Genomic DNA, 26,352 nt, shown 5'->3' on the forward strand with positions numbered 1-26,352 from the left:
GGCGTTCGCCGGGGGTACCTTGGGCTCATGGCAGATGCGGACCGTGATCCCTTCCACCTGCACGGCGCGACCAGGATGGCCCGTGCGTGGAGTGGCGGCGCCCTGGTCACCCACCAGCTTCTGCTGGCGGTGGTGGGTTTGGCCTGTCTCGCGCTGGGCATTGTGGTGGCGGTGATCGTTCCGGACAGTGACGGTCCGGCCTGGGCGATGGCGGTGGCGGGCTGTCTGGCCGCGGGAGTGCTGCTGCTCGGCCGGATCGCGTTCGGGCTGTTGCGTTACCGCCGGGGCGCCGCGCTCTAACCTCCTCAGCGACCGGCCGGCCTTCGGTGGACGGCTGTACTTCGATTGCCCTCGGCATTCCGAGCGGCAGATCGAGCAGCAGATCGAGCAATATTGGTCAGATCGACCGAATTTCGGCCTGTCGGACAATCCTCTGCCCACTTCTTTCACCATTCCCGGGCGACGGCTCCAAGGCGCCTTTACTGTGAATGCGTTCTTGCGGCTCGACGGTGCCGTGGACTCGACGGTGCCGTGGAGGGGAAGAGATGGGCGGCAGCGCCACGTCCGGTCCGGGCGGAGAACCCGGCAGGAAGCCGGACGGCGCACCGCGCACCACCGTGTCCGCCGGATGAAGCGCGGCGGGGACCTCGCCCTCGCCGCCCTGGCCGGGATCGTCGCGCTCCCGTTGGCCCTGGTGATCGCCGCCCTGCTCCGCTGCACGGCGCGCGGCCCGGTGCTCCTGCGGCTGACCCGGGCCGGACGGCACGGCCGGGAGTTCCAGGTCCTCCGCTTCCGGACCAGCCGGGGAGGACGGCTCGGCGTGCTGCTCCGCCGGACCGGCCTGGACGAGCTGCCCCGGCTGTGGAACGTCGCCCGCGGCGAGATGGGGGTGATCGGCCCCCGGCCCGTCCGCCCCGACCAGGTGGTCCGCTACTCCCGCCGCGAGCGCGGTCGGCTCGCCGTCCGGCCCGGGCTGACCGGCTGGGCCCAGCTCCAGGCCCGCCGCCCGCTCGCCCGGCCGGACTGGGCCGAACTCGACCTCTGGTACGTGGAGCACCGCTCGCTCCGGCTCGACCTGCGGATCCTCGGGCTGACCGTGCTGGCCCTGCTGCGCCCGGAGGGCGGCCTCGCACGATGAGCCCGCGCGTCGCGGGTCGCACGTCGGTGGCGGCGGCCCGGGAGCCTGCCGGACAGGGCCTAGGCTGCGGCGTATGGCCATTCCCCCGTTCCTCGCCGATCTCCGCGCCCTGGTGGGCACCCGCCCGCTCTGGCTGACCGCCGTCGTCGCCGTCGTCCTGGACGACCACGGCCGGGTGCTGCTGGGCCGACGGGCCGACGACGGGAGGTGGGCGCCGGTCGGCGGCATCCTCGACCCCGGCGAGCAGCCCGCCGACGGCGTGGTGCGCGAGTGCCTGGAGGAGACCGGGGTGGTGGCCGTGCCCGAGCTGCTCGCCTCGGTCACCGTCTCGCCGCAGGTCACCTACCCGAACGGCGACGTGACGCAGTACCTGGTGCTGACCTTCCGGTGCCGGGCGGTCGGCGGCGAGGCGAGGGTGAACGACGACGAGTCGCTGGAGGTCGGCTGGTACCCGCTGGACGGGCTGCCGCCGATGATCGAGGTCGAGCACGAGCGGCTGCGCCACGCGCTGGAGTGCGAGGGGCCGGCGGTCTTCGTGTGGGAGGGCAAGGAGCGCCCCTGACCGGCGCACGGCGGACGGTCCGCATCCTCGCCTCCCCTCCCCGGGCGGGCCGGGAGCCCGGGCCCTTCGCCGATGGTAGCCGTCCGGTCACCCCGGGTGGGGGGAATTCGCGAGGCCGCTCAGCCCTTGCGCTGCCGGTAGGCCTCCTCCGCGGCGTCCAGGACGGCGGCGAGGTCGCCGCCCGCGGTGGCGGTGGCGGTGGCCGCCACCGCGCCCTCGACGAACGGCGCGTTCGCGAAGCGGACCGGGAACGGGAGGCCGTGCTCGTCGGCGTCGGACAGCAGGGCGCGCACGGTGGTGACGGCGCTGCCCAGGTCGGCGAGCACCACGACCCCGTGGCCCTGGTCGACCCGGCGGGTGGCGGCGGCCACCAGGACCGCGCTGATGCCGGGACCGTCCTGGTCCCCGCCGGTCGCGGCGATCGGGGCGGGGGAGTCGGATCCGGTCAGTGCGAGCGCGAGGGCGCGCACCGCGATGGCCAGTTCCTGGCTGTGCGACACCAGGACGATCCCGACCCGGCCGTGCGTGGGGGGCCGGCCGGAGGCGGGCCGGGGCAACGTGGCGGGCGCGGGTGGCGTGCGGGGCGCCGGGGGGTGGGCCGAGGGGGCGTCGGAGATGGGGATGACATCGGCGCGGGTGCCGTCCCGGCGGCTCATCGGCTGCTCCCTCTGGGCGGTGGCGGGTGGTGGTGGGCGGTGCTGGGCGAGGTGGTGCGGGCCGCGTCCGGTGCGCATCGGGTTCGCGGGGCCGGGGCGGGCCGTCGAGGGCCGTCGAGGGCCCGTGTACGGCCGGCGGGGGTGGTCCCCCGCGCTGCCAAGCACTCTGGCAGCTCCGGTGGCCCCCGTCGGGCGGGACACGCGTTGAGCGGGCCTCCTGCGGCGTCCGGGCCCGGCTGGTGGAGTCCTCGTCAACCCGCTGACCGGGGCGGGCGGGTGTGGTTAGGCTGGCCGGGAAAGCCGTCGGGAGGAGACCGGGTAGTGGCAGTCAACAGTGGGATCGACGTGGAGGCGGGCGGCGCGGAGCCGCAGCTGGCGCCGAGCGGGAAGCCGAAGGTGGACTTCAGCGGGGCGAAGTGGCTGTGCAGCAGCCAGGGCGTCGGGGATGTCCAGATCGCGTTCGTGGACGGGTACATCGGGATGCGGGACGGCCGCCAGGAGGACGGTCCGGTCTTGGTGTTCACGCCGGGGGAGTGGCGGGCCTTCGTGCTCGGTGCCCGGGACGGCGAGTTCGACCTCACCTGAGCCACCGTCGCACGACCGCGGAGCGGGTCCCGTCGGAACGGGGCCCGCTCCGCGGTCGATTTCGGCCCCGAACATCACAACTGATGATCTATTGAACGTGCCCCGTCAGAATTTCTGTTGACTGTTAGACAAACGCAGCTCAGAGTATGAGCACAGGCAGACGCCGTGCCCACCGCCCCCACGCGGCCAGACACGGCGCCTGCTGTGCGACCCGGCAGCGTTGCCAGGCCATCCTCCCAGTCATCCCCTGCGCACCGGGGTGCGTCGGCCGGTCCCGGCCCACGAGGGGCCGGCAGTCGCCGGGAGGCTGGCGTCGACGCCGAGAGCGACTCGGCGGCGACACCGTTTGCTCGGGACCCGCACGCCCCCACGCGGCGGCGTCCCGAGCAAGATCCGCGGGAGCGACGGGCCGGGGCCCCGCGGATCTGGCTTGTGGTGATGGAACTGTTGGCTTGTCTGCTGTGCTGTGTGCGACGACGAAGCTGGGTGCTCGGCAGTTCGGCACGACGATGTGCACAGTGAGGGAAACGCGTGTAGGGCCGCGTTGCGACATGCCGTCCCCCCGGAGGGTGAAACCCAGAACGGCTGTCGTGCTGAACCGAACGTAGCCCGGACGGTTGCTCAGAGTCAACATTGGTCTCTGAGCGTCGATCTCCCGACGGTGCCCCACCCACCTCGCGAGCGTGGTGTGCCGGGCACGTACGATGTTCCCATGTCTTTTCTCCGCCGTCGCTCCGGACAGCCCGCCGGCCCGGACTTCGACGTGCTCGCGATGGACCCGGGTGACTGGCCCGGCGACTTCGGTGCGGCCATGATGACCGGCCCGGACGGCTCCTGCCAGGGGATTTTCCTGCGCTACGACCTGTTCGGCGGCAGAGGCCCGGCGATGTTCATCGGCAACCTCCCCGAGGGCTCGCCCGCCCGGGAGACCGGCGACAGCGTGCCCTTCGAGGTGCGGCAGCTGCTCGCGGCGCTGGAGAACGACGAGCCGGTCGACTTCGTCTCGGCCGAGGACTTCCCGGTGATGCTCGGGGACGACCTGCTGATCGTGAAGAAGGTCAAGGTCAGCGAGGAGCGGGTGTTCTGCGCCCAGTTCGGGCGCAGCGACGGCGTCCAGGTCACCATCGCGTCCTGGGACCGACCGATTTCGGACGACCTGTATCAGCTGTTGAAGCCGCTCCCGGCCGACATGTTCCAGCAGGGCTGACCGGCCTCGACCGGGGCTCGGACGCCGCTTGACGGTTTCGATCACAGGTTCGTACAGTCGCGAACATGTCGTGCCGTCTCCCGCTGCTGACCCGTCGCAGCTATCTGGACCTGCGGCGCACCGCCAGCGCGGTGTGTCCGGGCCGCTGAGGGGGATTCGTCCCCGAGGCGGCGGGCGGCCGGCCGGCCGTTCGTGGCCGGCGCCGAATCCGGGGGCGGGTCGTGAACTGACCTCCGAGGCCGCCCGTCCGGTACCGCGCGCCCGTCCGGCGTGCCGCCCGCATCTGCCGCGCCCACGCTGCCGCCCGGAGGCCCCAGCACCATGACGACCACCGCCGCTGACCGTTCGCCCGCGGACCGCCCGTCCGACACCGCGACCGCCGCCGTGCCCGGCACCGCCTCGGGAGCGTCGGATTCCGGCCACCCCGCGCCCGATCCCGCGCCCGACCGCTCGGCCGTCGTCGCGGCCCTCGCCGGACTGCCCCGGGTGGTCGACCTGCTCTCCGCCCGCGCCGAGGAGCACGACCGCGACGCCACCTTCCCGTACCAGGGCATCGAGGCGGTGCACGAGGCCGGACTGCTCACCCTGACCGTCTCCCAGCGGTACGGCGGACCGGGCGGCACGCTCGCCGACACCGTCCGGGTACTGGCCCAACTCGGGCGCGGGGACGCCTCGGTGGCCGTGGTCACCGCCTTCACGCTGCTCCAGCACGCCGAGCAGGCCCGCCGTGCCTCCTGGCCGACGGCGGGCTACCGGCGGCTGCTCACCGAGTCCCGGCGCGGGCCCGCCCTGGTCAACACGCTGCGCGCGGAGCCCGGCGGCCGGCCCGGAGCGCTGCCGGACACGGTGGCCCGGCGGGACGGCGAGGGCTGGCTGTTGACGGGCCGGAAGACGTACTGCACCGGCGCCGAGGCGCTGGCCTGGATGGCGGTGACGGCGCGGACCGACGAGCCGGAGCCGAGGCTGGGGACGTTCCTGGTCCGCGGCGAGAGCGAGGGCCTGGAGATCGACCCGACCTGGGACCAGGTCGGCCTGCGGGCCAGCGCCAGCCACGACGTGGTGCTGGAGCAGGTCCGGGTGCCGACCGAGCTCGCGCTCGGCCTCACCGCTCCCAAGGGCGGCGCGGCGGACGCGGCCGGGGCCGCCGAACTCTCCCTCGCCTGGCACGATCTGGCGCTCTCCGCGGTGGCGATCGGGGTGGCTCGCGCCGCCCAGTCCTGGCTGATCCGCTTCCTCAACCAGCGCACTCCGGCCAATCTGACCGAGCCGCTCGGCACCCTGCCCCGCTACCGCTGCGCCCTCGGCGAGATCGAGGCCCAGCTGATCGGCGCCGAGGAACTGGTCGAGGGGCTGGCCCCCCGGGTGGACCGGGGCGAGCCGGACGCGGTCGCCCGGACCGGCCCGGCCCACCTGCTGGCCACCCGGGCCGCGACGGCGGCGGTCCAGCAGGCGGTCTCGCTCACCGGCAACCCCGGCCTGAGCCGGCGTCACCCGCTGGAGCGCTACCTGCGGGACGTGCTGAGCAGCCGGGTGCACCTCGCCCCGGACGAGGCCGTCCTGGAGGCCGCCGGCCGGGCCGCCCTGGAGCGCGGCGGCCGGCCGTAGCGGATTCCGGGCCCCGGGGGCTCGGGGCCCGGAGCCTCAGCGGGTTCCGACCGCGGCCCGGACGGCCCGGCGGGCGAGCGCGGCGTCGTCGTAGAGCCGGCGGATCATGATCCGCTGCTCCTCGCCGGCGCCCGGCACGTCGTACAGCCGGATCTCCCGCATCAGCACCAGCACCAGGTTGACCAGGAACGCGTCCCGGGCCAGCGTGCCGCCGCTCTGGGCGAGTTGGCTGATCTGGCGGCGCGCCGCGGTGTCGCCGGACAGCACGCTCCACAGCACCGCCAGGTCGTAGCCGGGCAGGTACCAGCCGGCCTGCTCCCAGTCCACCAGCACCGGGCCGGACGGCGCCAGCAGCATGTTGCTGAGCAGGGCGTCGCCGTGGCAGAGCTGGAGCGGGGTGTGGCCGAGGCCGTGCAGCAGGCCGCGCAGGTCGCCGGCGTCCCGGTCGGTGAGCTGGCCCACCGAGTGGTAACGGGCGATCTCCATCGGGTAGTCCATGCGTGGCTGGAACACGTCGGTCGGCGGCCGCCACAGGTTGAGCGTCCGGACGGCGGTCAGCAGCGCCCGCACCTCGCCCGGGGTAGGCGCGTTGACCGGGTGGCGCTCCCGCGCGGCCGGGCGCCCGGGAACGCGCTCCATGACGAGCACGCAACGGTCGTGGTCGGCGGCGACCAGCCGGGGCAGCCGCACCGGCGGGCGGTGCCGGACGAACGCCCGGTAGACCGCCACCTCGTGGTGGAAGTCGGCCACCAACTGCTCGAAGTAGCCACTCCGCACCGCCTGCGGCGCCAGGCACTTGGCGACCACCGGGGCCCGCCCGATGGTGCCCGCCACCAGGATGTGGCGGCTGCCCTCGCGCAGCACCTGGCGCGGGGTGAACGCGGGACATATCCGCGCGACGCTCGCCAGCGCGGCCCGCACCGCCGGGGTCTGCAGCGCCGACGGGTCGATCCGCTCGGGGCCGCCGACCTGGCCGGGCCGGTGCGGCGGGCGCAGCACCCGGCCGTCGGCCTGGCGGGCGAGCGGGAGCCGGCCGCCGACGGGCGGGGCCGCTTCGGGGCCGCGGAGCCCCAGCGCCGTACGGCCGGACGGGACCCGGGCGTCCGTGGACCGGCCGTCGGTGCCGTGCGGGGCCACCGGGCGGCTCGACGGGGGCACCTGCTTCGGCCCGGGGCGCCCGGTGGCCGCGGTGGGGGGGCGCAGCGCGGTGCGGGTCGCGGTCGGCGAGGGGGTCGTCGCTGAGGAGTACATGGGGTGAGGGTGGTCCCTTTCTGTCCGTCGGCAGGTGCGCCCCGCGGTGCGGGGAGGGCCGGTGCCGCGTGCTTCCTGGCGTGACGGCGGCCCTGACTCGGTGCGGTGGGTGGTGCGCGGGCGCCGGGCACGGACGCGGGGTCGGAAGACCCGGACGACGGCGGTGCTCCGGCCGTCCGCACCCTGGGGAGTACGGTCGGCCGGACTGCCGTGGCCGTGCCCGGCGCCCCCGCGCCACCCGGCCGCGCCACCCCCTCGGGTGAGGACCGGGAGCGTCCCGTGCCACGGTCGGGGGACTGCCCCGACGCCGGTGGGACGCCGCCCGACCCGGGGGCGAGGTGGCGCACCCCTACAACACACCCGCGGCGCACTGGCTTAGTAGTCTGGCGGGCCCTGGCGAACGGTGGCGAATGCTCGCCTGGCACTTGCCGGAGCCTCTAGCCTCGAATCAGCCGAGGAACCTGGGGGCTTCGTTGAGCAGGGAACCCAACACCCGACTCGCTGACTTGTTCGTCCTGACCGGTTGGTCGAAGGGCGAGCTCGCGCGGCTGGTCAACCGTCGGGGTGCCGCGATGGGGCAGCAGCAGCTGTCCACCGACACGTCGAGGGTACGGCGCTGGATCGAGCAGGGGGAGATCCCCCGGGATCCGGTGCCGAGGGTGCTGGCGGCCGTGTTCACGGAGCGGCTCGGCCGTGTCGTCACCACTGAGGACCTCGGTCTGGAACGACACCGGCCCACCAGGTCCGGAGCGGCGCAGTCCGCAGCAGTGCCATGGTCGCCGGATCGAACGGCCGCGGTCCTCACCGAGTTCACGGGAATGGACCTCATGCTGAACCGACGTGGATTGGTGGGCGCGGGTGCCGCGCTCACGGCCGGAACGGTCATCGCCGATTCGTTGAAGGGCTGGCTCGGGGGGGACGCGGTCGCGTACGCGGCCTCGGTCCCCGGGCCGCGCCAGGTGATCACCCAGGGCGGGGCGCGCCCCGCGGTGGACGTGTACGACGCGGGCCCGGTCGGGCTCGACGAGGTGGAGTCGCTGGAGCGCTCGGTCCAGGTGTTCCGCGCCTGGGACGCGGCGCGCGGCGGCGGGCTCCAGCGCAAGGCGGTGGTCGGTCAACTGAACGAGGTGGGAGGCCTGCTGACGCACCGGCACCCCCCGGCGGTGGAGCAGCGGCTGTGGCTGGTCGCGGCCAACCTGGCGGTGCTGGCGGGCTGGATGTCGCACGACGTGGGCCTGGAGCCCACCGCCCAGCGGTACTTCATGATCGCGGCGGAGTCGGCCAAGGAGGCCGGCGACCGGCCGCGGGCCGGCGAGGCGATCTCCCGGGCCGCGCGGCAGATGGTCCACCTGGGCCGGGCCGACGACGCGATCGACCTGATGTCGGCGGCCAAGGCGGCCGGCGGCCGGGTGCTGCCGAGAACGCGCGCGATGCTGAACACCGTCGAGGCCTGGGCGCACGCCTCGATCGGGCACTCCCAGGACACCTGGCGGCTGCTCGGCGAGGCCGAGGACCTGTTCGCCGAGGGGGCGCCGGAGCCGCCGCCGTCCTGGATGCAGGTGTTCGACGAGGCCGAACTGCGCGGCATGCAGGCGCTGGTGCTGCGCACGCTGGCGGAGCACGACCCCTCGGCGGCGGCGCAGGCGCAGCGGCACGCGGAGCGGGTGATCACCCTGCGGGAGGGCACCGGGCAGCTGCGCTCGGCGCTGTTCGACCGGATCACCCTGGCCTCGGTGCACTGGCTGAGCGGAGAGCCGGACGCGGCGGAGTTCCAGGCCAAGATGGTGATGAACCTGATCGGCCAGAACTCCTCGCACCGGACCTGGGACCGGCTGCGTGAGATGTACCGGCTGACCGCGCGCTACCGGGGCCTGCCGGTGGTGGACGAGCTGCGGGCCGAGCTGGGGCGGGAGTTGCGGGCGGCGGACGCGAAGAAGCGGCCGAAGCGGTCCTGAGGCCCGGGGGTCCCGAGGCCTGGGGGTCCTGAGACGTGGAGGTTGTGCGGCCCGGAGCTTTTGAGGCCCGGAGCTTCTGAGGCCCCGGCGGGCCCCGGTCAGTTCGGGGGTGCCGGCCGCAGCAGCATGCGCAGGGCGGTGACGGTGCCGTCCGTGCCGAGGACGGGCTCGCCCGCGCACTCGACGCTGGCGTGCGGGGCGCCGTCGCGGCGGATCCGCAGGGTGCCGGCGGAGATACGGCCGTGGATCAGGGCGTCGGTCATCATCCGGCGCAGCACGGGCCGGTCGGCCTCGGGGAGGCGGTCGGGCAGCCGGTCCAGGCTGAGCGGGCCGTTGCCCGGGTCGCAGCCGAGGAGCTGGTAGGTGTCCGCGTTCCAGTGGACGCGGTCGGTGAGGAGGTCCCATTCGGCTGAGCCGATGAGGTGGTCGCCGTCGGCGTCGGGTCCGTCGCCGAGGTCGGGGTTCTTGGACGGCTCCTGCGCCGTGCCGTCCACTCTGCCGTCCGTTCCGCTGTCGGCGTCGCCGCTCGGTTCGCCGCGCGCGCCGTCGTCCGTCGCGCCCGCCGGGGCGCCGTCCACCGTGGCGGTGTCCGGCGGGCGGGCGGCGCCTATGGGCATCTTCATGGCGGGTCCATGGCTCGGGGGTGGCCCGCCGCGTGCGGGCCGTCGGTGGTGAGAAGACTGTGGCACAGCGCCCTCGCCCCTGCGGGCGATTTGGACATAACGCAGGCAAAATTCCCCTGGCATATGCCACTGTGGCAGCAGCCTTCGTCGCCCTGTGTGCGGAAGGTGGCGCGAGGCGGTAACCTTCGGTGATTCCGGCGCCCGGGCGCCCACCGCAGTACCGACCAGAGACCCCGGCGACGGAAATCCCGTTGCCACTACGACCGCCGCAACGGATGCTGACCTCATGTTCGAGCCAGTGATAGCACCCAGTGCCAGCCTCCTCGGCCTCCTGCAGCGAGGCCGCGGTGACGGGCAGCTCCACGCGCTGGCCGCCGACCGTACCGAGGCCATCGCCGCGCTGGAGGAGTGCGTCACCAGGGATCCGCGAGCCGACTGGCAGGTCGAGAACCGCTCCCTCTACTACGCCCGCCTCTACATGGAGCTGGAAGCCCCCCTCGACGGCATCGAGGACCACCTCCACTCCGCCGAGGACCTCGTCAGCGACGACGAGAACCGCACCGGCCTCGCCCTCTCCGTCCTGGGCCACCTCGCCGCGTACGGCCGGCGCGACGCGCTGCTGATGCTGCGCGAGTACACCGCCACCGGCGCCAACTGGGCCTGGGCCCTCGACGAGCTCGCCCTGCGCGACGACGACCGCGGCCTGCTGCTGCTCGGCACCGCCGTCCTGGACCGCTTCGCCCCGGGCCCCGAGGGCGACGCCGAGCTGCGCGAGTTCATCCGCAACGCCTACGAGCCCCGGCCCTGGCGGCTGTGGGCGGCCTACCACCCGAGAGTGGCGGCGGCCAGCGAGCAGTCACCCTTCGACCTCTGGCAGCGCCAGCTCAACCGCGGCGGCGTCACCCCGGGCTGGTCCACCGCCGACGTCCTGGCCTGGGCCGACCAGGGGAGCCTGGGCGCCCTCGGGGCCGGCGCCTTCCTCGGCGGAGCCGACAGCCGGCCCGAGCCCGCGCCCGACGCCGCCGATCCGGCCGCCCCCGACGCCGTGGACCGCCGGGCCGCCGCGGCCGCCCGCTGCCTGACCGCCGTGGTCCGGCCCGAGGACCGCCCCGCCGTGCTGGAGGCCGCCCGCGGTGGCCTGCCCGGTGCCCGCCGGGCCGCACTGCGCTACCTGGTCGACCAGCGCGACCCGGCCGCCGTCGAGCTGATCGAGGCCGCCGCCGTGGACGTCGACGACCGGATCGTGCGCGCCGCCCTGGAACTGGTCGGCCGGATGCGCGGCCCCGAGGTCCTGGCGCAGGCCCGCCGCTGGGCCGACCCGGCCACCGGGGGCGCGGACAGCGCGCTCGGCGAGGCCGCCGTCAAACTGCTCGCCGACGCCGGGGAGCCGGCCGACGCACCGCTCGTCGTCGACGGGCTGCGCCGCTGGGTCTCCGTCCGCGGGGTCAGCGGTACCGGGCTCGGCTCGCTGGTCGACGGTGCGGGGCGGCTGGTCGCCGCCGACGCCGTCCCCGTGCTGCGCCACATCTACGGGGAGGCCGCCTCCTCCGAACTGCGCGGCCGCGCCGCCCGGGCGCTCGCCGTGACCGATGTGCACTTCCCCGAGGGCCCCGCCGTCGAGTGCCTCTGGGACTGCGAGGAGTCCACGCGGGAGCTCGCCGCGCGCCATGTCGCCACCACGGGTGACGCGCGCGTGCTGGAGCGCCTGCGCCGGCTCGCCGCCGATCCGGCCGAGGAGGCCGAGGTCCACGCCGCCGTCCGCGGCCGGCTGACCGCCGCCCGGGAGTTCGGGCGGTAGGGGCCTCTCTTTCGGATCACGCCGGGCGCGCGACGCCGGAGCACGCACCTCGCCGCGTTGTCGTCGGTCGCCGATACTCCGCATGGACTCCCTCCTCCGCCTTGCGATGCACGCACTCCGACGCCGCGCGCTGATCCGACGTGATCCGAAAGAGAGGCCCGCAGGCCCCGCAGGCCGGTGGCTGCCTCCCCGATCCTGGCGAACGACGGGCCGGGACACCCCCTCGGGTGTCCCGGCCCACTGCTGTTCCGGGGTCCTGCTGGAACGCGGTTCTACTTCACGACGCCTGCGTCCGGGGCCAGCACACCACCGGCCACCAGTCCGATGATCAGGACGCCGAGCAGCACCCGGTAGACCACGAACGGCAGGAAGCTGTGGTGCGAGATGTACTTGAGGAACCAGGCGATCGCCGCGTAGCCGACCGCGAAGGCGATCGCGGTGGCCAGGATGGTCGGCCCCCAGGCCGGCGCCGGGCCCTCGCCGATCTTGAACAGCTCCAGTGCCCCCGAGGCGAGCACCGCCGGGATCGCCAGCAGGAAGGAGTAGCGGGCCGCCGCCTCCCGGCTGTAGCCGAGCAGCAGGCCCGCGCTGATCGTGCCGCCGGAGCGGGACACCCCCGGGATCAGTGCGAGCGCCTGGGCGAGGCCGTAGACGCCCGCGTGCGGCAGGGTGAGGTCGGTGATCGGCCGGGCGTGCCGGACCGCGCGGGTGCGGTCGGCGAAGGCCAGCAGCAGGCCGAAGACGATCAACGTGGTGCCGATGATCCGCAGATCGCGCAGGTGGGTCTCGATGGCGTCCTGGAACAGCTTGCCGAGGATGCCGATCGGCAGCGTGCCGATGATCACGAACCAGCCCATCCGGGCGTCCGGGTCCGAGCGCAGCGCCGGGCGGAACAGCGACAGCGTCCAGGTCCGCACGATCGAGACGATGTCCCGGCGGAAGTAGATCAGCACCGCGGTCTCGGTGCCGAGCTGGGTCACGGCGGTGAAGGCCGCGCCCGGGTCGTCCCAGCCCAGCAGGGCGGAGAAGACCCGCAGGTGGGCACTGGAGGAGACGGGCAGGAACTCGGTGAGCCCCTGGATCAGACCGAGAACGGCCCCGTGGAACCAGTCGATCACCAGACACCCACCAGGGGTATCTGTGAGTCGTCGTACATGTGCGGTCCTCGCAGGTCGGAGCGGGCGTGCGGGCAGGCGGACAGGCCGCGACCCGCACGGCCATCGGGCCGTGCACGGGCGGGCGCGCGGCCGATGGTACGGGGTGAAGATGACTATTCTTTGTTCACCCTTTGACCCGGCTTTGCCCGTCGGTCCTTCCGCGACCCGCTGACTCCTCCGCCGACCCTTCCGCCTGGCCTTCTGCCTGGCCTTCCGCCTGCCCTTCCGCCGCTCAGCCGGCGGGCCGGACGCGGACCCACGTGCGGTCCTTGGTCAGGTAGCTCTCGACCGTCAGACCGGCGTCCGCCAGCGCCCGGTCGAACGCGGCGGTGGTGAGCGGCCGGGAACGGAAGGTGTGCGTCCAACGGCCGTCCGGGAACTCGTACTCGGCGTGGACGGAGTTCACGCCGTCCCCGACCGGCGTCGAGGAGACGATGCGCGACACGCCGTCGGTGCCGAGCCTGCCCTCGCGCGGCACGTTGAGGTGCCAGTCCTCGCCCTCCCGCTGCATCAGCACGCAGCCGTCCGCGGCGACGTGGCGGCGGCAGGTCTCCAGCAGGCCTTGGCGGACCGCCTCGTCGCCCGCGTGGATCAGGAAGGAGGCGAGCAGGACGACGTCGAAGCGCTCGCCGAGGTCCAGTCGCTCGATCGGGCTGCGCACGGTGCGGATGCCCGCGCGCACCCTGGCCAGCATCTCGGGAGACTCGTCCACTGCCGTCACGGTGAAGCCGCGATCGGTCAGCGGGTGCGTCATCCGGCCGACGCCGCAGCCCAGTTCGAGGATGGTGGCGCCGGCCGGCACCGCGGCCTCGATCACGTCCGGGGCGTCGCCGACGGGGAGCCGGGCCCAGAGCTCGACGGCGCAGCCGTCCGGGGTGATCGCGCCCGGGCCCGTTCCGTCGTGCCCCTCGCGTCGTACGTTGCCGGTGTGCGTGTCGTTGGCCATGGGCGTCATCGGAACACGGGCAGGGCGGGGAGGGAAGGCGCCGCAGCGGGTTTTCGGTCAGTCCGTCAGTCGGTCAGTCCGTCAGTCGGTCGGCCCGTCAGTCCGTCGGCCCGTCACCGTCAGCCTGTCGGTACGTCTTCCAGTTCGGCCAGGGTGGCGCGCAGCCAGGCGAGTTCGGCCTCGCTGGTGGCGCGGGCGATCAGCAGCAGGCCGCGGCGGAACGGGTCGGCGAACTCCTCGGCGCCGACCGGGCGGTCGCCGTCGTAGAAGAAGCTCGCCGGCTCGGAGAGGAAGGCCAGGCGGCGGCGGAGCACGGCGGCCTGGGCGGCGGGGTCGTCGAGGTGGCGCAGGAAGGCGAGCAGGGCGAACCAGCGGTTCTCGTCGCTGATGTCCAACGGCTCGGGCTCGCGCAGCTGGTCGAGCAGTGCGGTGCGGCCGGCCTCGGTGAGGTGGAGGGTGTGCCGGGGTGCGGCGGCGCTGCCGGGCTCGGTCTCGCGGACCAGCAGGCCGTCGGCCTCCAGGCGCTTGATCGCCGGGTAGAGCGTGCCGTCGCTGATCGGGCGGACGTGCCCGGTGAGTGCGGCGAGGTGGCGGCGCAGCTGGTAGCCGTGCAGCGGGCGGTCGTAGAGGAATCCGAGGATCGCGAGCTTCAGCATGGGGCCACTCTCGCAGATTCGTCCCTCGGAGCTTCGGTATATCGATTCCGCTATACCTCGATGGCGATGTATGGTCTGGGCGTTCCCAGCCCCCGATGGAGGAGGAGTCCCCGTGCTGCGCCACGCCCCCGTCACCCCGAACGGCGACCGGATCCGATGGGTCGAGCTGCCCGGAGCCGAGCCCGCCCGGCTCTACCTGCACGGCCTCGGCGCCAGCTCGCCCGCCTACTTCGCGGCCGCTGCCGCCCACCCGGGGCTCACCGGGCGCCGCTCGCTGCTGCTCGACCTGCTCGGCTTCGGCCTCAGCGACCGGCCCGCCGACTTCGGATACACCCTGGAGGAGCACGCCGACGCCGTCGCCGCGGCGCTGGCGGAGGCCGGGCTCGCCGGAGTCGAGGTGATCGGCCACAGCATGGGAGGCGCGATCGCCGTCGTCCTCGCCCACCGGCATCCGGAGTCGGCCTCCCGGCTCGTCCTGGTCGACGCCAACCTGGACCCGGTCACCCCCGGCCGCCGGCCCGGCAGCAGCGGCATCGCGAGCTTCACCGAGGAGGAGTTCCTGGCCGGCGGCCGGGACGAGGTCGCCGCGTGGGTCGGCCCGTCCTGGTGGTCCACGATGCGCCTCGCCGGGCCCGAGGCGCTGTACCGCAGCGCCGTCCACCGGGCCCGGGCGACGGTGCCGACGATGCGCGAACTGCTGCTCGGCCTCGACCTCCCGCGCGCCTTCCTGTACCCGGAGGCGGACGGCGAGCCGCGCGGCGCCGACCAACTCCGGCAAGCGGGCGTACGGTTGGCGGCCGTCCCGGACTGCGGGCACAACATCATGCTCGACAACCTCGACGGCTTCGTTTCGGCGGCCGGCCTCGAACCTCGACCGTAGGCTGGGAAGTCGGAGAGGAGCCCACCTGATGCCTGTTGACGTCCCGCCCGCTCTGACCGCGTCCCTGGAGAATTCCCTCGGCCCCGAAGGTCGCGCCTGGGCGGCCCGACTCCCCGCGCTGGCAAGAGAGTTGCTCGAACGCTGGGAGCTGCGCCCGGACGGCCCGCCGGCGCACGGCGTCGTCGCCCTGGTGCTGCCGGTGCGGCGGGCCGACGGCGCGCCCGCGGCGCTCAAGCTCCAGCCGGTGGACGAGGAGACGGAGGGCGAGCCGGCAGCCCTCCGGGCCTGGGGCGGGCGAGGGGCCGTGCGACTCCTCGGCCACGAACCGGCCTCAGGCTCGATGCTGCTGGAACGCCTCGACCCGGGGCGTTCACTGCTGGATGTCGCGGACGATCGGGAGGCGCTGCACGTCCTCGCAGGCTTGCTAAGGGAATTGACTGGACGTCAGATCGAAGCCCCGGACCTGCGACGGCTGGCGGACCTCGCCGACGGTCTGCTCGCGCGGGCCCCGGCGGCCGCCGCAGCCCTCGCCGACCCGGCCGAGCGGCGCTTGCTCACCGACTGCGCCGCGGCCCTGCGCGAGGTCTGCACCGAGCCCGGCGACCGGCTGCTGCACTGGGACCTGCACTACGGCAACGTCCTCGCCCCGCCCGAGGGCGGCGGCCGCGCCCCCTGGCTCGCCATCGACCCCAAACCGCTCGTCGGGCACCCCGGCTTCGAACTCCTCCCGGCGCTGCGCAACCGCTGGGCCGACGTACTGGCCACCGGCGACGTCGCCCGGGCGCTGCGGTGGCGGTTCGACGTCCTGGTGGAGGCACTGGAACTGGACCGCGAGGCGGCGGTCGGCTGGACGCTCGCCCGGGTGCTGCAGAACGCCGTGTGGGCGGCGGAGGACGGGGAGTCGGCGCTCGACCCGGCGCAGCGGGTGGTGGCGGAGCTGCTGTCGGGGCGTTGAGCGGAGCGCGCGCAGCGGGCGGAAAACAGCGGGCGGCAAACCGCGAGCGGAAACAGCGGGCGGAAACAGCGAGCGGAAACAACGAAGGCAAGGAGGTCACCGACTCTCCTTGCCACTCTCAAGGTATAGCGGACTGGGGGGCTTGCGGCAAGGCCCCGGTCGTGCCGCAGAATGACCGGCCGAAGCCGGGATCTGCGGGCATACCTGGGGGTTTGTGATGATTGACGTGATCGTGGTCGGTGCCGGACCGACCGGGTTGATGCTGGCCGGCGAGTTGCGGTTGCACGGCGTGCAGGTACTCGTGCTGGAGAAGGAGGCGGAGCGGCCCCTGCCGGCCCGGGCGCGCGGTCTGCACGCGCGCAGTCTTGAGGTGATGGACCAGCGCGGGCTGCTGGAGCGGTTCCTCCCGCTCGGCCGGAAGTTCGAGGTCGGCGGCTTCTTCGCCGGCATCGGCAAGGAGTGGCCGGAGCGGCTGGACACCACCCAGGCGTACGTCCTGGCCATCCCGCAGGCGGTCACCGAGCGGCTGCTGACCGAGCACGCGACCGAACTCGGCGCCGAGCTCCGGCGCGGCCGCGAACTGGTGGGGCTGAGCCAGGACGAGGACGGGGTGAGTGTCGAACTGGCCGACGGCACGCGGCTGCGCTCGCGCTACCTCGTCGGCTGCGACGGAGGCCGCAGTGCGGTGCGCAAGCTGCTCGGCGTCGGCTTCCCCGGCGAGCCCTCCAGGGTGGAGACGCTGCTGGGCGACATGGAGCTGGCGGAGGAGCCGGAGACGATCGCCGCCGTCATCGCGGAGGTCCGCAAGACCCAGCTGCGGTTCGGCGCCATCCCCGAGGGGGACGGGGTGTACCGCGTCGTGGTGCCCGCCGAGGGGGTGGCCGAGGACCGTACGGCTGCTCCGACCTTCGAGGAGTTCAAGCACCAGCTGCGGGCCGTCGCGGGCACGGACTTCGGGGCGCACTCGCCACGCTGGCTCTCGCGCTTCGGTGACGCCACCCGGCTGGCCGAGCGCTACCGGGTCGGCCGGGTGCTGCTGGCCGGCGACGCGGCGCACATCCACCCGCCGACCGGCGGGCAGGGGCTCAACCTCGGCGTCCAGGACGCGTTCAACCTGGGCTGGAAGCTGGCCGCCGAGGTCGACGGCTGGGCGCCGGAGGGGCTGCTGGACAGCTACCACGCCGAACGGCACCCGGTGGCCGCCGACGTGCTGGACAACACCCGCGCCCAGATCCAGTTGATGTCCCTGGAGCCCGGCGCCCAGGCGGTGCGCCGCCTGCTGGCGGAGCTGATGGAGTTCGAGGAGGTGAACCGGTACCTGATCGAGAAGATCATCGCGATCGGGGTCCGCTACGACCTCGGCGAAGGGCATGAACTGCTCGGCCGCCGGCTGCGCGACGTGCAGCTGAAGCGCGGCCGTCTCTACGGGCTGATGCACGGCGGCCGCGGGCTGCTGCTCGACCAGACCGGCGGGCTCTCGGTGGCGGGCTGGGCGGACCGGGTCGACCATGTCGTCGACGTCAGCGACGAGTTGGACGTGCCCGCGGTGCTGCTGCGCCCGGACGGCCACGTGGCCTGGGTCGGCGAGGACCAGCAGGGCCTGCGCGGCCACCTGTCCAGGTGGTTCGGCGCCCCGGCCTGAATGCACCGCCGCGGCTGGCCTCGGTGGTGCAGGAACCGCGATCGCGCCGGGAGGCGTGCTGTCGCGGCCGCTCAGCGCTCCCGCAGCAGTACGAAGCGCACCGGCGTGCCCGGGCGTGCCTGGGCGGCCGCCGCGAGGTCGGCGGCGGGGACGACGCCGATCACCGGGTAGCCGCCGGTGGTCGGGTGGTCGGCCAGGAAGACCACCGGCCGCCCGTCCGGCGGGATCTGCACCGCGCCCAACACCATGCCCTCACTGGGTAGTTCACCCGCCCGGGCGCGGGTGACCGGCGGGCCTTCGGTGCGCAGCCCGATCCGGTTGCCGGTCGGGGAGACCAGGTACCCGTCGCGGGCCAGCCGGGTCAGCGCCGAGGGCTCGAACCAGTCCGCGCGCGGGCCGAGCCGCAGCCGCAGCACCAGTTCGGCCGGGGGAGCGGGCAGCGGCACCAGGTCGGGCCGGGGGCGGTCGGGCGGAGGCGGGCCGACCGGCAGCCGGTCGCCGGCGGCGAGCGGGGCCGGTCCGAGGCCGGAGAGCAGGTCCGTCGAGCGGCTGCCCAGGACCGGCGGGACGGCGATCGCGCCCGCGACCGCCAGGTAGCCGCGCACCCCGGCGGTCGCCGCCCCCACCTCCAGCACCGCCCCGGCCGGCACCGCGACCGGCGCACCCCATGCGGCCGCCCGCCCGTCCACCCGGACGGGCGAGGGTGCGCCGGTGACGGCCACGACCACCGGCCCGAGGGCGCGCAGGGCGACCCCGCCGAGCGTGGTCTCCAGCCCGGCGGCGCCCGGCTCGTTGCCGACCAGCCGGTTCGCCGCCCGCAGCGCGGGCTCGTCCAGCGCCCCGGCCCTGGGCACCCCGAGGTGGGCGACGCCGCGCCGTCCGAGGTCCTGGACGGTGGTCAACGGTCCGGGCCGCACCACCAGCAAACCGCTCAACGCCCCCACCCCGTCCGCTGCCGTCCCGTCCCTGGCCGCCCCGTCCGCCGTCGTCCGGGGCCCGCGCGCCGCCCGCCGTCGGCCCGCACCCCCGCTACGCCCGTTCCGCCGTGAACCGCACCCGCACCCCGGGCGCCAGCAGCGCCGCCGGCTCGCGCCCGGTGTCCCAGAGCGTGAGCCCGGTGCGCCCGATCAGCTGCCAGCCGCCGGGGGAGGAGCCCGGGTAGACGCCGGTGTACGGGCCGGCCAGGGCGACCGATCCGACCGGGACGCTGCTGCGCGGGGTGGCCCGGCGCGGGACCTCGTACCGCGGCGCCAGCCCGGTCAGGTAGCCGAAGCCGGGTGCGAACCCGCAGAAGGCGACCACGTACTCGGGCCCGGTGTGGATCCGTACGGCGGCCTCCTCGGACACCCCCCACAGCGCGGCGACCTCGGCGAGGTCGGCGCCGTCGTACACCGTCGGCACCTCCACCAGCGGCCCGGTCGCCGCCGCGGACGCCGACGGACGGGCCGTGCGCAGCAGGGCCGCCAGCGCGTCGACGTCCGCGACGCCGTCCAGCAGCACCGTGCGCGCGGCCGGCACGATCTCCTCGACCGCGCCGAGCGCCCGGCTCTCCTGCCGCTCGCGCAGCCATCCGTACAGCGCGGCGACCTGCGCCGTGTCGTCGAGTTCGACCAGCAGCGCCCGCTCGCCGACGCGCCGGACGGCGGCGGGCGTCATGTGAACGCCTCCACCCGGACCCCGGCGGAGGCGAGGGCTCCGCGGATCCGCCAGGCGAGCTGGGCGGCGCCGGGGGTGTCGCCGTGGACGCACAGGGATCGGGCCTCGACGGCGATCCGTTCGCCGCCGACGGCCTCCACCGAGGCGTCCCGGGCGATGCCGACGGCTCGGGTGATCACCGATTCGGGGTCGTGCACCACGGCGTCCGGGTCGCGGCGCGGGACGAGGGTGCCGGCCCAGGTGTACGCGCGGTCGGCGAAGGCCTCGGCGACGACCGCCAGGCCGACGCCCTCGGCGACGGCGAGCAGCCGGGAGCCGGGCAGTCCGAGCACCGGCAGCGGTCCGTCGCAGACCGCCCCGGCCCGCAGCACGCCGGCCACCACGGCCTCGGCCTGTTCGGAGTCGGTGACCACGCGGTTGTAGAGGGCGCCGTGCGGTTTGACGTAGGAGACCCGGGAGCCGGCCGCGCGGGCGAAGACCTGGAGGGCGCCGATCTGGTAGGCGATCTCGTCGGCGAGCTCCTCCGGGGGGACGTCCATGGCCCGGCGGCCGAAGCCGGCCAGGTCGCGGTAGGAGACCTGGGCGCCGATCCGGACGCCGCGTTCGGCGGCCAGCGCGCAGACCCGGCGCATCGTCGACGGATCTCCCGCGTGGAAGCCGCAGGCGACGTTGGCACTGGTCACCACGGACAGCAGGGCCTCGTCGTCGGTCAGCGTCCAGCGTCCGAACCCCTCACCGAGGTCCGCATTGAGATCGATCACCGCATCGGCCACGCCCGTCCGCCTTCCAGCAGCTGTTGAGCCAGATGGTAGGGCCTGCGGATGAAGGCCGTTGCCCGTGACCCGGGCCCAGGGGGCCCACCGGCGTGCGACCCCTGGTCACACGCCCTGGGGCGGCGCTGGGCGGCTCCGACTCAGCTCGCGGCCACCGGCCCCTGGAAGGAACGTTCCAGCGGGCGCAGCGCCCGCAGCACGATCAGCAGCGGGACGACGCCGACGATTCCGAACGACATGTCGATGAATCGCCAGCCCAGGGGGATCCCCCGCAGCGGCCCGCAGACCAGGGCCAGGGGGATGACGGCGCCGCAGGCGAGCACCGCCCAGCGGATCACCCAGATGTTGCGGACCGGGTCCTTGATCGGGCCCCAGAAGGCGGCGGCGATCACCAGGTGGGCGAAGGCGAGCCAGTCGGTGCCGTAGGCCAGGAAGGGGTAGCGGTCATTGGTCTCCGCGACGCCGGTGCGGACGCGTTCGATCCAGTCCAGTGCGGCCGGGAAGCGGTCGGCCAGCGGCGCGGCCGGCCCGGTCGCGAGATCGGCCAGCCAGCGGGTCTCGGTCTCCAGCGGGAAGGCCGTCAGGCCGCTCAGCGCCAGGCAGACCACGAAGATCCAGAGCCAGTGCCGGACTCTGCGCAGTACCGCCGCGGGATCGGTGCCCGGATTGGTGTCCATGGTGCGAACCTCCATGCCGAAGAGCAGGCGGGGCCTTGTCCCGTCTGTGCGGAACCGACTCTAGACCCTTGATTTGAACGCGTTCAACTAGCCCCTGACGTGCGGGCACGCCCCGGACACCGGGCCGGTACGCACCCCCGGACGCCGGGCCGGCGCGCGCCCCCGGACACGCCGATGCCCGGGTGCCGGAGCACCCGGGCATCGGAACCGCCGGGACTACGCGGTGTAGGTCGGGACTACGCGGTGTACGTGAAGGTCACCGGGGCGCTGGTGCCGCCCGCCGTGGTCACCGTGACGCCCACCGGGCCGGGGCCCGCCGCCGCCGGGGAGGTGGCCGAGCAGAAGGACGGGCCGCAGGAGACGTGCGCGGCCGGCACCCCGCCGAACGCGACCGTCCCGTACGTCAGGTTGGTGCCTTGCAGGTACACCTGGGTGCCGCCGGCGGCCGGGCCGCTGATGTAGGTCAGGTTGCCGACCGTCGGCGCGGGCGGGGGCGGGGGCGGGGCGCCCGTGTAGTCGAAGGCGGCCGGCGCCGCGACCGTGCCGCCGGGCGTCACCACGGAGACGGGTGCGCTGCCCGTGCCGCCGGGCGTGGTCACCGTGCAGGCGGTGTCGGTGCAGGTGCCGGCCGCCGGGACGCCGCCGACCAGCACCATGCCGTGCGCCAGGTTGCTGCCGCTGACGGTCACCGCGGTGCCGCCCGCGCCGGGGCCGGTGGTGGTGTCGAGGCCGTCGACCGTGGGCGGCGCCTGGACGACCGGCGCCGGGGTGGTCCCGTCGACCGACAGGGCCGTCACGTGGCCGGTCGGGTCGGTGTCGTTCGGATTGGACACGGTCACGACGATCTGGCCGGTCAGCTGCTGGGTGTAGTCGCGGCCCACGTTCAGCTTCATGAACTCGTAGCGCCCGGACCTGCGGGTGCCGATGAGGACGGCGTCCAGGTGGCGCCCGTCGGGCGAGACGGACTCGGTGAAGGTGTAGTCGTACGGGGTGGAGTAGAACATGCCGAGCTCGGTGGTGAGCCCGGGCGGCAGGTCGACGGTGATGTGGGTCGGCCCGGTGAGGTCCTGGGTGCCGGCGGAGGTCCAGCCGACCGAGAGCTTGCCCGGTCCGGGAGGGGTGGTGCCCGGCAGGAAGCCGTTCAGGGCTGCGGTCACGTGCTGCCCCTGAACGGCGGGGGCGTCGGCGGGGGCGGCTGACGAGGCGGCGGCACCGGTGGCGAGGGTGGTCACGGACAGCGCGGCGGCGAAGCCCGCTTTGACCAGTCGAGTGATCATAGGCCGATCATCACGGTAGCGACGCGCAGTCTTCACGGGTTTGCCGAATATCGGTTCGGAATTGGCGGAATCCCGTCGAAATCCCGTTCTGAATTCACCCCCGACACGCCCTCCGGCCTGCCGCGCAGCCCGCCCACAAGGCCCGTTTCGGTCGATGTCGGTGCGAACCTCTAATCTTGTGCACCGTGACCGCCATCGCTGACCCGCCCACCCTGCCCGGCCCCCGGCCGCCCGCCGGGTCCGTCGCGGCGAGGCCCGCGCCCGGCCCCGCCGCCGACGAGGGCCTGGCCCGCCGGCTCAAGGCGCTGGCCTGCACCGCCCCCCTGCACGACCTGGACAACCGCAAGGTCAACCTGGCGGGCGAGTACGGCGGCTACGCGATGGCCGAGGTCGGTCTCGCCGCGATCGACCTGGTCACCCTGCACATGGACTTCGACACCGGCGCCGACCGCGACATAGTGCTCGCCCGCCTGCTGCCCAGGGTCGCCGCCCAGGCCGCCGGCCGCCCCGCCGCCGAGCACGAGCGGGTCGCCCGCTGGGTGCTGGAGTCGCTGATCAACGTCGGCAGCGTCGACCGGGGCTTCCGCGCCGTCTACGGCACCTTCGGCGCGGACGGCGCGTACGTCCGGCGCGACTACGACTTCAAGCTGATCGAGGAGGTCCCCGGCCCCGACGGCGGCGTCTACCTGCGCACCACCGACGAGGCGGTCAACGTCCTGGTCGGCGCGCTCGACACCGACGTCACCTCGGCCCAGATCGCCGCCGAGGTCAAGCTGGAGGTGCTGATCCGCCGCGGCCGCCTGGCCGACGCCCAACTCGCCGCCGAGCAGGCCCGCTACCGCACCGTCCAGTACGCCGAGACGCTGCGCCGCGCCCTCGACGCGACCCGGCGCAACGTCCGCGCCGTCGACTGGATGCGCGCCATCCCGGACCTCATCGACGAGGCGCTGGACCACATCGCCGACCGCTACCGGCACGAGAACGCGATTCTCACCAACATCCGCAAGGCCCGCGACGAGGCCGAGCCGAACACCCCCGAAGGGGCCGAGAACAAGCGCCGCGCCGCCGAGCTGCTCGACATCGTCAAGGACTGCATCCGCCGCCACACCAAACTGCAGACCCGCCTGCTGGAGGCCGGCCCGCTGTTCCGCGCCGAGCAGGACCGGCAGGCCTTCGCCACCCCCGGCGCCCGCAGCGGCATCGACCTCTACGGCCAGCTGCTCGCCCCCGTGCTGCGGCTGCCGGTCGAGCAGGCCGTCCGCCCCACCGGTGCCTTCTTCGCCCGCGGCGCCGGCCTGCGCACCCCCGTCTCCGTCCGGGTCGCCGACCTGGTCGACCTGCTGCTCACCCCGCCGGTCGAGCGCGAGCACCTCGGCGCCGAACTGCCCGACCCGGACCTGGTCGCCACCCCGGACGACAGCCGCTTCTCCGAAGCCCAGCTGGAGGCCGCGCTGCTCCTGCTCGACCTGCCCGCCGACGCCCCCCGCCGGCTCTCCGGCCTGCTCGCCGAGGCCCGCGGGCAGGACCCGGAGCTGCCGTACCTGGTCGCCCTGCTGGCCGTCCACGCGGCCAGCCCGCCGGTCGGCACCGCCTACCGGCAGGGCGAGGAGCGGCTGCTGTTCGCCGTGGACGACGGCACCCCGCTGCGCGACCCGCAGTTCGGCGGCGCCGACCTGATCGTCGGCAGCGCCCTGCTCGACGCGGCCGGCATGGCCGCCGACCGCAAGGACGCCGGCTGACGAAGCCGCCGTCTCGACGCACCACCAGATCACCCGTACTAGCAACAGCCCCGAGGAGCACCGCCCGTGACGACCCACCACGACACGTCCTGGGCGGCCGAGACCGAACCCGCGGCCCCCGCCCCGATCACCCCGGGCGACGTCGCCGACGCCGCCCGGCTGGTCTCCTTCGGCCTCCAGGCCAAGCTGCTCCCCGCCCGTGACGCCGAGTACGCCGAACTCGTCCGCCGCCACCGCGAGGACCCGCCGTTCGCCCGGCTCGCCGACGCCGTCGCCACCGGCATGGGCCTGGTCGTCCTGGAGGTCTCGCCGCGCGCCGGCATGGCCGTCGCCGCCGCCGAGGACTCGCTGTTCGCCGTCCGGATGGGCGACTACTCGCGCCGCGCCGCCACCGAGTCCACCGACCGCTTCCTGCACGGCCTGGCCCACCTCGCCGTCGCCGCGATGGCCTTCCCCCGGCCCGAGGACCTCGCCGACGACGGCTACCTCGGCCGGATCACCGTCAACGGCGTCGACGCCTTCGTCCGCCAGGCCTGCCGCCGCCTGGAGGAGCAGGCCGCGACCGAGGGCGACAACACCGACCCGCAGTCCGACGCCCCCGGCCTGGAGGCCGCCTGGCGGGTCTGGGCCCGGCGCACCGCCACCGGCGCCACCAAGGACGCCCGCCGGCTCTCCGGCTCCACCATCGGCATCGTCGCCAAGGCCGTGCTGTTCCTGGTCGACTCCGGCTTCCTGCAGAAGGTCTCCGACGACTCCGGCGGCACCTACCGCACCACCGCCCGCTACCAGCTCCAGGTCCGCGACCTGGCCGGCAGCGCGGCCATGGCCGAACTGCTCGACCTCGGCATCGTCCCGGTCTCCGACGGCACCGCCAGCCTGCTGCCGCCGGACACCGGCGACGAACTGGTGGCCGACGCAGGCCTGCCGTTCCACTCGCTCTGACACCCCTACCCGACTCGCCCACGGAGAACCGCCGCACATGTACGAGCTCAACCGGGTCCGCCTCTACTCGATCGGACCGGCCGGCGCCCGCTACGCCGACACGGTGCTCGACCTGCGCGGTGTCGGCGAGCCCGTCGCCGACCCGGCCCCGCAGCAGATCGGCCTGTTCGGCGAGGACACCGAGGGCCCGGTCCGCCGCCCCGCCCCGGCCGGCGTGCTCTTCCTGGAGAACGGCGGCGGCAAGTCCGTCCTGCTCAAACTGATCTTCTCGGTGATGCTCCCCGGCCACCGCAACACCCTCGGCGGCGCCAGCTCCGGCGTGCTGCGCAAGTTCCTGCTCGCCGACGACTGCGGCCACGTCGCGCTGGAGTGGCAGCACACCGTCACCGGCGAGCTGATCGTGGTCGGCAAGGTCAGCGAGTGGCGCGGCCGCCAGGTCTCCTCCGACCCGCGCAAGTTCGCCGAGACCTGGTACTCCTTCCGCCCCGGCCCCGGCCTCACCCTGGACTCGCTGCCGGTCGCCGAACGCATCGGCCTGGCCGGCGACCAGAAGGCCCGCGGCCGCCGCCGCACCATGAAGGGCTTCCGCGACGCCCTCACCGAGGCCGGCAAGGCCCACCCGCACCTCGACCTGGTCTTCGAGGACGGCCACGACCGCTGGACCGAGCACCTCGGCGAACTCGGCCTCGACCCCGAACTCTTCCGCTACCAGCGCGAGATGAACGCCGACGAGGGCGAGGCCGCCGGCCTCTTCGCGGTCAAGCACGACAGCGACTTCACCGACCTGCTGCTGCGCGCCGTCACCGACACCCGGGACACCGACGGCCTCGCCGACCTCGTCCACGGCTTCGCCGCCAAGCTCGGCCGCCGCGCCGAACTCACCGCCGAACGCGACTTCACCGCCGGCTCCCTCGACCTGCTGGAACGCATCGTCGAGGCCACCGGCGCCCGCGAGAGCGTCCGCGAGGCCCACCGCACCGCCGAACGCCGCACCCGACGCCTCGCCCACGCCCTCACCTCCCGCGCCGCCGCCGAACGCGACCGCGCCCAGGACCTCGCCATCGAGGTCGCCGCCGCCGCGGGCGCCGTCACCGCCGCCGAGGCCGACCGCACCCGGCACACCCTCATCACCGCCGAACTCACCCACCGGCACGCCACCCTGGGCCTCGCCGCGGCCACCGCCGAGGCCGCCGCACTGCGCCGCGAACTCATCGACGCCCGCACCCTGCACTCCGCCTGGCAGGCCGCCGAGGCCGTCCTGCGCCAGCGCGCCGCCGCCGACCGGATCACCCGGGTCGCCGCCGCCATCCGCGAGGCCGAACTCGACGCCGCCCCCGCGCTCGCCGCCCGTGCCCGCGCCGCCACCGCCCTGGCCCGCGCCCTGGAAGGCGCCGCTGCGGCCGCCGAGGCCCGTGCCGACACCGAGGAGCAGCGCGCCGGCGAGCTCCAGGACGACGGTGCCAAGGCCCAGTCCGACGCCACCGAGGCCGCCACCGCCGCCCAGAAGGCCCGCAGCGAGGTCGACCACCTGCGCCAGCGCCTCGCCGAGGTCGAGCAGGAGACCGCCGCCGCCGTCGAGGCCGGCTTCATCGACGCCGACGGCGACGTCGACCCGGCCCGCGCCGCCCTGCACGCCGCCGACGTCGAGAAGGCCGCCGGCGCCGCCCTCGCC

24 protein-coding genes and 1 pseudogene are annotated in these 26,352 nt (G+C 74.6%); 14 read left to right on the top strand and 11 right to left on the bottom strand.

Annotation, left to right across the window (positions count from 1 at the left end; genetic code table 11):
- Positions 1-27 precede the first annotated feature (27 nt).
- The 3 genes from ACFVX9_RS34525 to ACFVX9_RS34535 all read left to right on the top strand — a co-directional run bounded on the left by ACFVX9_RS34525 (position 28) and on the right by ACFVX9_RS34535 (position 1,700).
- Positions 28-300, top strand: coding sequence for a hypothetical protein (locus ACFVX9_RS34525; protein ID WP_063350167.1), 273 nt, complete (start codon positions 28-30; stop codon positions 298-300).
- A 328-nt stretch (positions 301-628) separates the two neighbouring features.
- Entirely contained in the window at positions 629-1,138 is a 510-nt protein-coding gene (locus tag ACFVX9_RS34530) for a sugar transferase (RefSeq protein ID WP_063350168.1), read from the top strand.
- Between the two features lie 73 nt (positions 1,139-1,211).
- Positions 1,212-1,700 (top strand): NUDIX domain-containing protein, encoded by a 489-nt coding sequence (locus ACFVX9_RS34535; protein ID WP_387985664.1) that lies wholly within the window; start codon positions 1,212-1,214, stop codon positions 1,698-1,700.
- A 119-nt stretch (positions 1,701-1,819) separates the two neighbouring features.
- On the opposite strand, the gene ACFVX9_RS34540 is transcribed toward ACFVX9_RS34535, so the two are convergent.
- Positions 1,820-2,434, bottom strand: coding sequence for a PTS-dependent dihydroxyacetone kinase phosphotransferase subunit DhaM (locus tag ACFVX9_RS34540; RefSeq protein ID WP_380379295.1), 615 nt, complete (start codon positions 2,432-2,434; stop codon positions 1,820-1,822).
- A 294-nt stretch (positions 2,435-2,728) separates the two neighbouring features.
- Between ACFVX9_RS34540 and ACFVX9_RS34545 the strand changes: the two genes are divergently transcribed.
- The 3 genes from ACFVX9_RS34545 to ACFVX9_RS34555 all read left to right on the top strand — a co-directional run bounded on the left by ACFVX9_RS34545 (position 2,729) and on the right by ACFVX9_RS34555 (position 5,753).
- Entirely contained in the window at positions 2,729-2,941 is a 213-nt protein-coding gene (locus tag ACFVX9_RS34545; RefSeq protein ID WP_208869206.1) for a DUF397 domain-containing protein, read from the top strand.
- 712 nt (positions 2,942-3,653) lie between these two features.
- Positions 3,654-4,148, top strand: a complete 495-nt coding sequence (locus ACFVX9_RS34550) for a hypothetical protein (protein ID WP_063350170.1) — start codon at positions 3,654-3,656, stop codon at positions 4,146-4,148.
- A gap of 321 nt (positions 4,149-4,469) precedes the next feature.
- Complete coding sequence (locus tag ACFVX9_RS34555; protein ID WP_380378587.1) at positions 4,470-5,753, top strand: acyl-CoA dehydrogenase family protein; 1,284 nt, start codon at positions 4,470-4,472, stop codon at positions 5,751-5,753.
- 36 nt (positions 5,754-5,789) lie between these two features.
- Here the strand turns inward: ACFVX9_RS34555 and ACFVX9_RS34560 are convergent, their stop codons facing one another.
- A complete protein-coding gene (locus ACFVX9_RS34560) occupies positions 5,790-7,004 on the bottom strand; it encodes a phosphotransferase (protein WP_387985668.1) in 1,215 nt (404 codons plus the stop codon).
- 473 nt (positions 7,005-7,477) lie between these two features.
- Between ACFVX9_RS34560 and ACFVX9_RS34565 the strand changes: the two genes are divergently transcribed.
- Complete coding sequence (locus ACFVX9_RS34565) at positions 7,478-8,959, top strand: hypothetical protein (RefSeq protein WP_063350171.1); 1,482 nt, start codon at positions 7,478-7,480, stop codon at positions 8,957-8,959.
- A gap of 98 nt (positions 8,960-9,057) precedes the next feature.
- On the opposite strand, the gene ACFVX9_RS34570 is transcribed toward ACFVX9_RS34565, so the two are convergent.
- Positions 9,058-9,582 carry a hypothetical protein gene (locus tag ACFVX9_RS34570; RefSeq protein WP_380484552.1) on the bottom strand — a complete coding sequence of 175 codons (525 nt, stop codon included), beginning with the start codon at positions 9,580-9,582 and terminating at the stop codon, positions 9,058-9,060.
- A gap of 286 nt (positions 9,583-9,868) precedes the next feature.
- Between ACFVX9_RS34570 and ACFVX9_RS34575 the strand changes: the two genes are divergently transcribed.
- Entirely contained in the window at positions 9,869-11,380 is a 1,512-nt protein-coding gene (locus ACFVX9_RS34575) for a HEAT repeat domain-containing protein (RefSeq protein WP_380378584.1), read from the top strand.
- Between the two features lie 272 nt (positions 11,381-11,652).
- On the opposite strand, the gene ACFVX9_RS34580 is transcribed toward ACFVX9_RS34575, so the two are convergent.
- The 3 genes from ACFVX9_RS34580 to ACFVX9_RS34590 form a co-directional block, all read right to left on the bottom strand.
- Complete coding sequence (locus ACFVX9_RS34580) at positions 11,653-12,495, bottom strand: undecaprenyl-diphosphate phosphatase (protein ID WP_387985689.1); 843 nt, start codon at positions 12,493-12,495, stop codon at positions 11,653-11,655.
- A gap of 274 nt (positions 12,496-12,769) precedes the next feature.
- Positions 12,770-13,483: a class I SAM-dependent methyltransferase gene (locus ACFVX9_RS34585; protein ID WP_380338335.1), complete on the bottom strand. Its 714-nt coding sequence runs from the start codon at positions 13,481-13,483 to the stop codon at positions 12,770-12,772.
- A 119-nt stretch (positions 13,484-13,602) separates the two neighbouring features.
- A complete protein-coding gene (locus tag ACFVX9_RS34590) occupies positions 13,603-14,139 on the bottom strand; it encodes a PadR family transcriptional regulator (protein WP_380484558.1) in 537 nt (178 codons plus the stop codon).
- A gap of 115 nt (positions 14,140-14,254) precedes the next feature.
- Between ACFVX9_RS34590 and ACFVX9_RS34595 the strand changes: the two genes are divergently transcribed.
- The 3 genes from ACFVX9_RS34595 (at position 14,255) to rox (ending at position 17,616) form a co-directional block, all read left to right on the top strand.
- The gene (locus ACFVX9_RS34595) at positions 14,255-15,019 is read left to right on the top strand and encodes an alpha/beta fold hydrolase (protein ID WP_380378592.1); all 765 of its coding nucleotides are present in this window, start codon (positions 14,255-14,257) and stop codon (positions 15,017-15,019) included.
- Between the two features lie 28 nt (positions 15,020-15,047).
- Complete coding sequence (locus ACFVX9_RS34600; protein ID WP_387985676.1) at positions 15,048-15,974, top strand: aminoglycoside phosphotransferase family protein; 927 nt, start codon at positions 15,048-15,050, stop codon at positions 15,972-15,974.
- A 217-nt stretch (positions 15,975-16,191) separates the two neighbouring features.
- The gene (gene rox / locus ACFVX9_RS34605; protein WP_387985678.1) at positions 16,192-17,616 is read left to right on the top strand and encodes a rifampin monooxygenase; all 1,425 of its coding nucleotides are present in this window, start codon (positions 16,192-16,194) and stop codon (positions 17,614-17,616) included.
- A 71-nt stretch (positions 17,617-17,687) separates the two neighbouring features.
- On the opposite strand, the gene ACFVX9_RS34610 is transcribed toward rox, so the two are convergent.
- The 5 genes from ACFVX9_RS34610 to ACFVX9_RS34630 form a co-directional block, all read right to left on the bottom strand.
- Complete coding sequence (locus ACFVX9_RS34610) at positions 17,688-18,551, bottom strand: biotin-dependent carboxyltransferase family protein (protein ID WP_380484564.1); 864 nt, start codon at positions 18,549-18,551, stop codon at positions 17,688-17,690.
- A gap of 94 nt (positions 18,552-18,645) precedes the next feature.
- Positions 18,646-19,272: a 5-oxoprolinase subunit PxpB gene (gene pxpB, locus ACFVX9_RS34615; RefSeq protein ID WP_387985681.1), complete on the bottom strand. Its 627-nt coding sequence runs from the start codon at positions 19,270-19,272 to the stop codon at positions 18,646-18,648.
- A complete protein-coding gene (locus ACFVX9_RS34620) occupies positions 19,269-20,045 on the bottom strand; it encodes a LamB/YcsF family protein (protein WP_244293516.1) in 777 nt (258 codons plus the stop codon). The genes pxpB and ACFVX9_RS34620 overlap by 4 nt, the downstream gene beginning before the upstream one ends.
- Before the next feature lie 140 nt (positions 20,046-20,185).
- The gene (locus ACFVX9_RS34625) at positions 20,186-20,722 is read right to left on the bottom strand and encodes a hypothetical protein (protein WP_380484566.1); all 537 of its coding nucleotides are present in this window, start codon (positions 20,720-20,722) and stop codon (positions 20,186-20,188) included.
- A gap of 236 nt (positions 20,723-20,958) precedes the next feature.
- Positions 20,959-21,999 (bottom strand): IPT/TIG domain-containing protein, encoded by a 1,041-nt coding sequence (locus tag ACFVX9_RS34630; RefSeq protein WP_387985686.1) that lies wholly within the window; start codon positions 21,997-21,999, stop codon positions 20,959-20,961.
- Positions 22,000-22,184: 185 nt separating this feature from the next.
- Here ACFVX9_RS34630 and ACFVX9_RS34635 point away from each other — a divergent pair, with 185 nt between their 5' ends.
- The 3 genes and pseudogenes from ACFVX9_RS34635 to ACFVX9_RS34645 all read left to right on the top strand — a co-directional run.
- Positions 22,185-23,738 carry a hypothetical protein gene (locus ACFVX9_RS34635; RefSeq protein WP_079136051.1) on the top strand — a complete coding sequence of 518 codons (1,554 nt, stop codon included), beginning with the start codon at positions 22,185-22,187 and terminating at the stop codon, positions 23,736-23,738.
- A 66-nt stretch (positions 23,739-23,804) separates the two neighbouring features.
- Complete coding sequence (locus tag ACFVX9_RS34640; protein ID WP_063350182.1) at positions 23,805-24,680, top strand: hypothetical protein; 876 nt, start codon at positions 23,805-23,807, stop codon at positions 24,678-24,680.
- Between the two features lie 37 nt (positions 24,681-24,717).
- Positions 24,718-26,352: pseudogene (locus tag ACFVX9_RS34645) on the top strand (hypothetical protein); the annotation flags it as partial.

The organism is Kitasatospora sp. NPDC058243 (assembly GCF_042882025.1).
Classification (GTDB): domain Bacteria; phylum Actinomycetota; class Actinomycetes; order Streptomycetales; family Streptomycetaceae; genus Kitasatospora.

Bases quoted from the DNA above. Each gene is read 5' to 3' on its own strand.
- ACFVX9_RS34525 (WP_063350167.1), top strand. From the start codon at position 28: ATGGCAGATGCGGACCGTGATCCCTTCCACCTGCACGGCGCGACCAGG.
- ACFVX9_RS34530 (WP_063350168.1), top strand. From the start codon at position 629: ATGAAGCGCGGCGGGGACCTCGCCCTCGCCGCCCTGGCCGGGATCGTC.
- ACFVX9_RS34535 (WP_387985664.1), top strand. From the start codon at position 1,212: ATGGCCATTCCCCCGTTCCTCGCCGATCTCCGCGCCCTGGTGGGCACC.
- ACFVX9_RS34540 (WP_380379295.1), bottom strand. From the start codon at position 2,434: ATGCGCACCGGACGCGGCCCGCACCACCTCGCCCAGCACCGCCCACCA.
- ACFVX9_RS34550 (WP_063350170.1), top strand. From the start codon at position 3,654: ATGTCTTTTCTCCGCCGTCGCTCCGGACAGCCCGCCGGCCCGGACTTC.
- ACFVX9_RS34555 (WP_380378587.1), top strand. From the start codon at position 4,470: ATGACGACCACCGCCGCTGACCGTTCGCCCGCGGACCGCCCGTCCGAC.
- ACFVX9_RS34560 (WP_387985668.1), bottom strand. From the start codon at position 7,004: ATGTACTCCTCAGCGACGACCCCCTCGCCGACCGCGACCCGCACCGCG.
- ACFVX9_RS34570 (WP_380484552.1), bottom strand. From the start codon at position 9,582: ATGAAGATGCCCATAGGCGCCGCCCGCCCGCCGGACACCGCCACGGTG.
- ACFVX9_RS34575 (WP_380378584.1), top strand. From the start codon at position 9,869: ATGTTCGAGCCAGTGATAGCACCCAGTGCCAGCCTCCTCGGCCTCCTG.
- ACFVX9_RS34585 (WP_380338335.1), bottom strand. From the start codon at position 13,483: ATGGCCAACGACACGCACACCGGCAACGTACGACGCGAGGGGCACGAC.
- ACFVX9_RS34590 (WP_380484558.1), bottom strand. From the start codon at position 14,139: ATGCTGAAGCTCGCGATCCTCGGATTCCTCTACGACCGCCCGCTGCAC.
- ACFVX9_RS34600 (WP_387985676.1), top strand. From the start codon at position 15,048: ATGCCTGTTGACGTCCCGCCCGCTCTGACCGCGTCCCTGGAGAATTCC.
- rox (WP_387985678.1), top strand. From the start codon at position 16,192: ATGATTGACGTGATCGTGGTCGGTGCCGGACCGACCGGGTTGATGCTG.
- pxpB (WP_387985681.1), bottom strand. From the start codon at position 19,272: ATGACGCCCGCCGCCGTCCGGCGCGTCGGCGAGCGGGCGCTGCTGGTC.
- ACFVX9_RS34625 (WP_380484566.1), bottom strand. From the start codon at position 20,722: ATGGACACCAATCCGGGCACCGATCCCGCGGCGGTACTGCGCAGAGTC.
- ACFVX9_RS34630 (WP_387985686.1), bottom strand. From the start codon at position 21,999: ATGATCACTCGACTGGTCAAAGCGGGCTTCGCCGCCGCGCTGTCCGTG.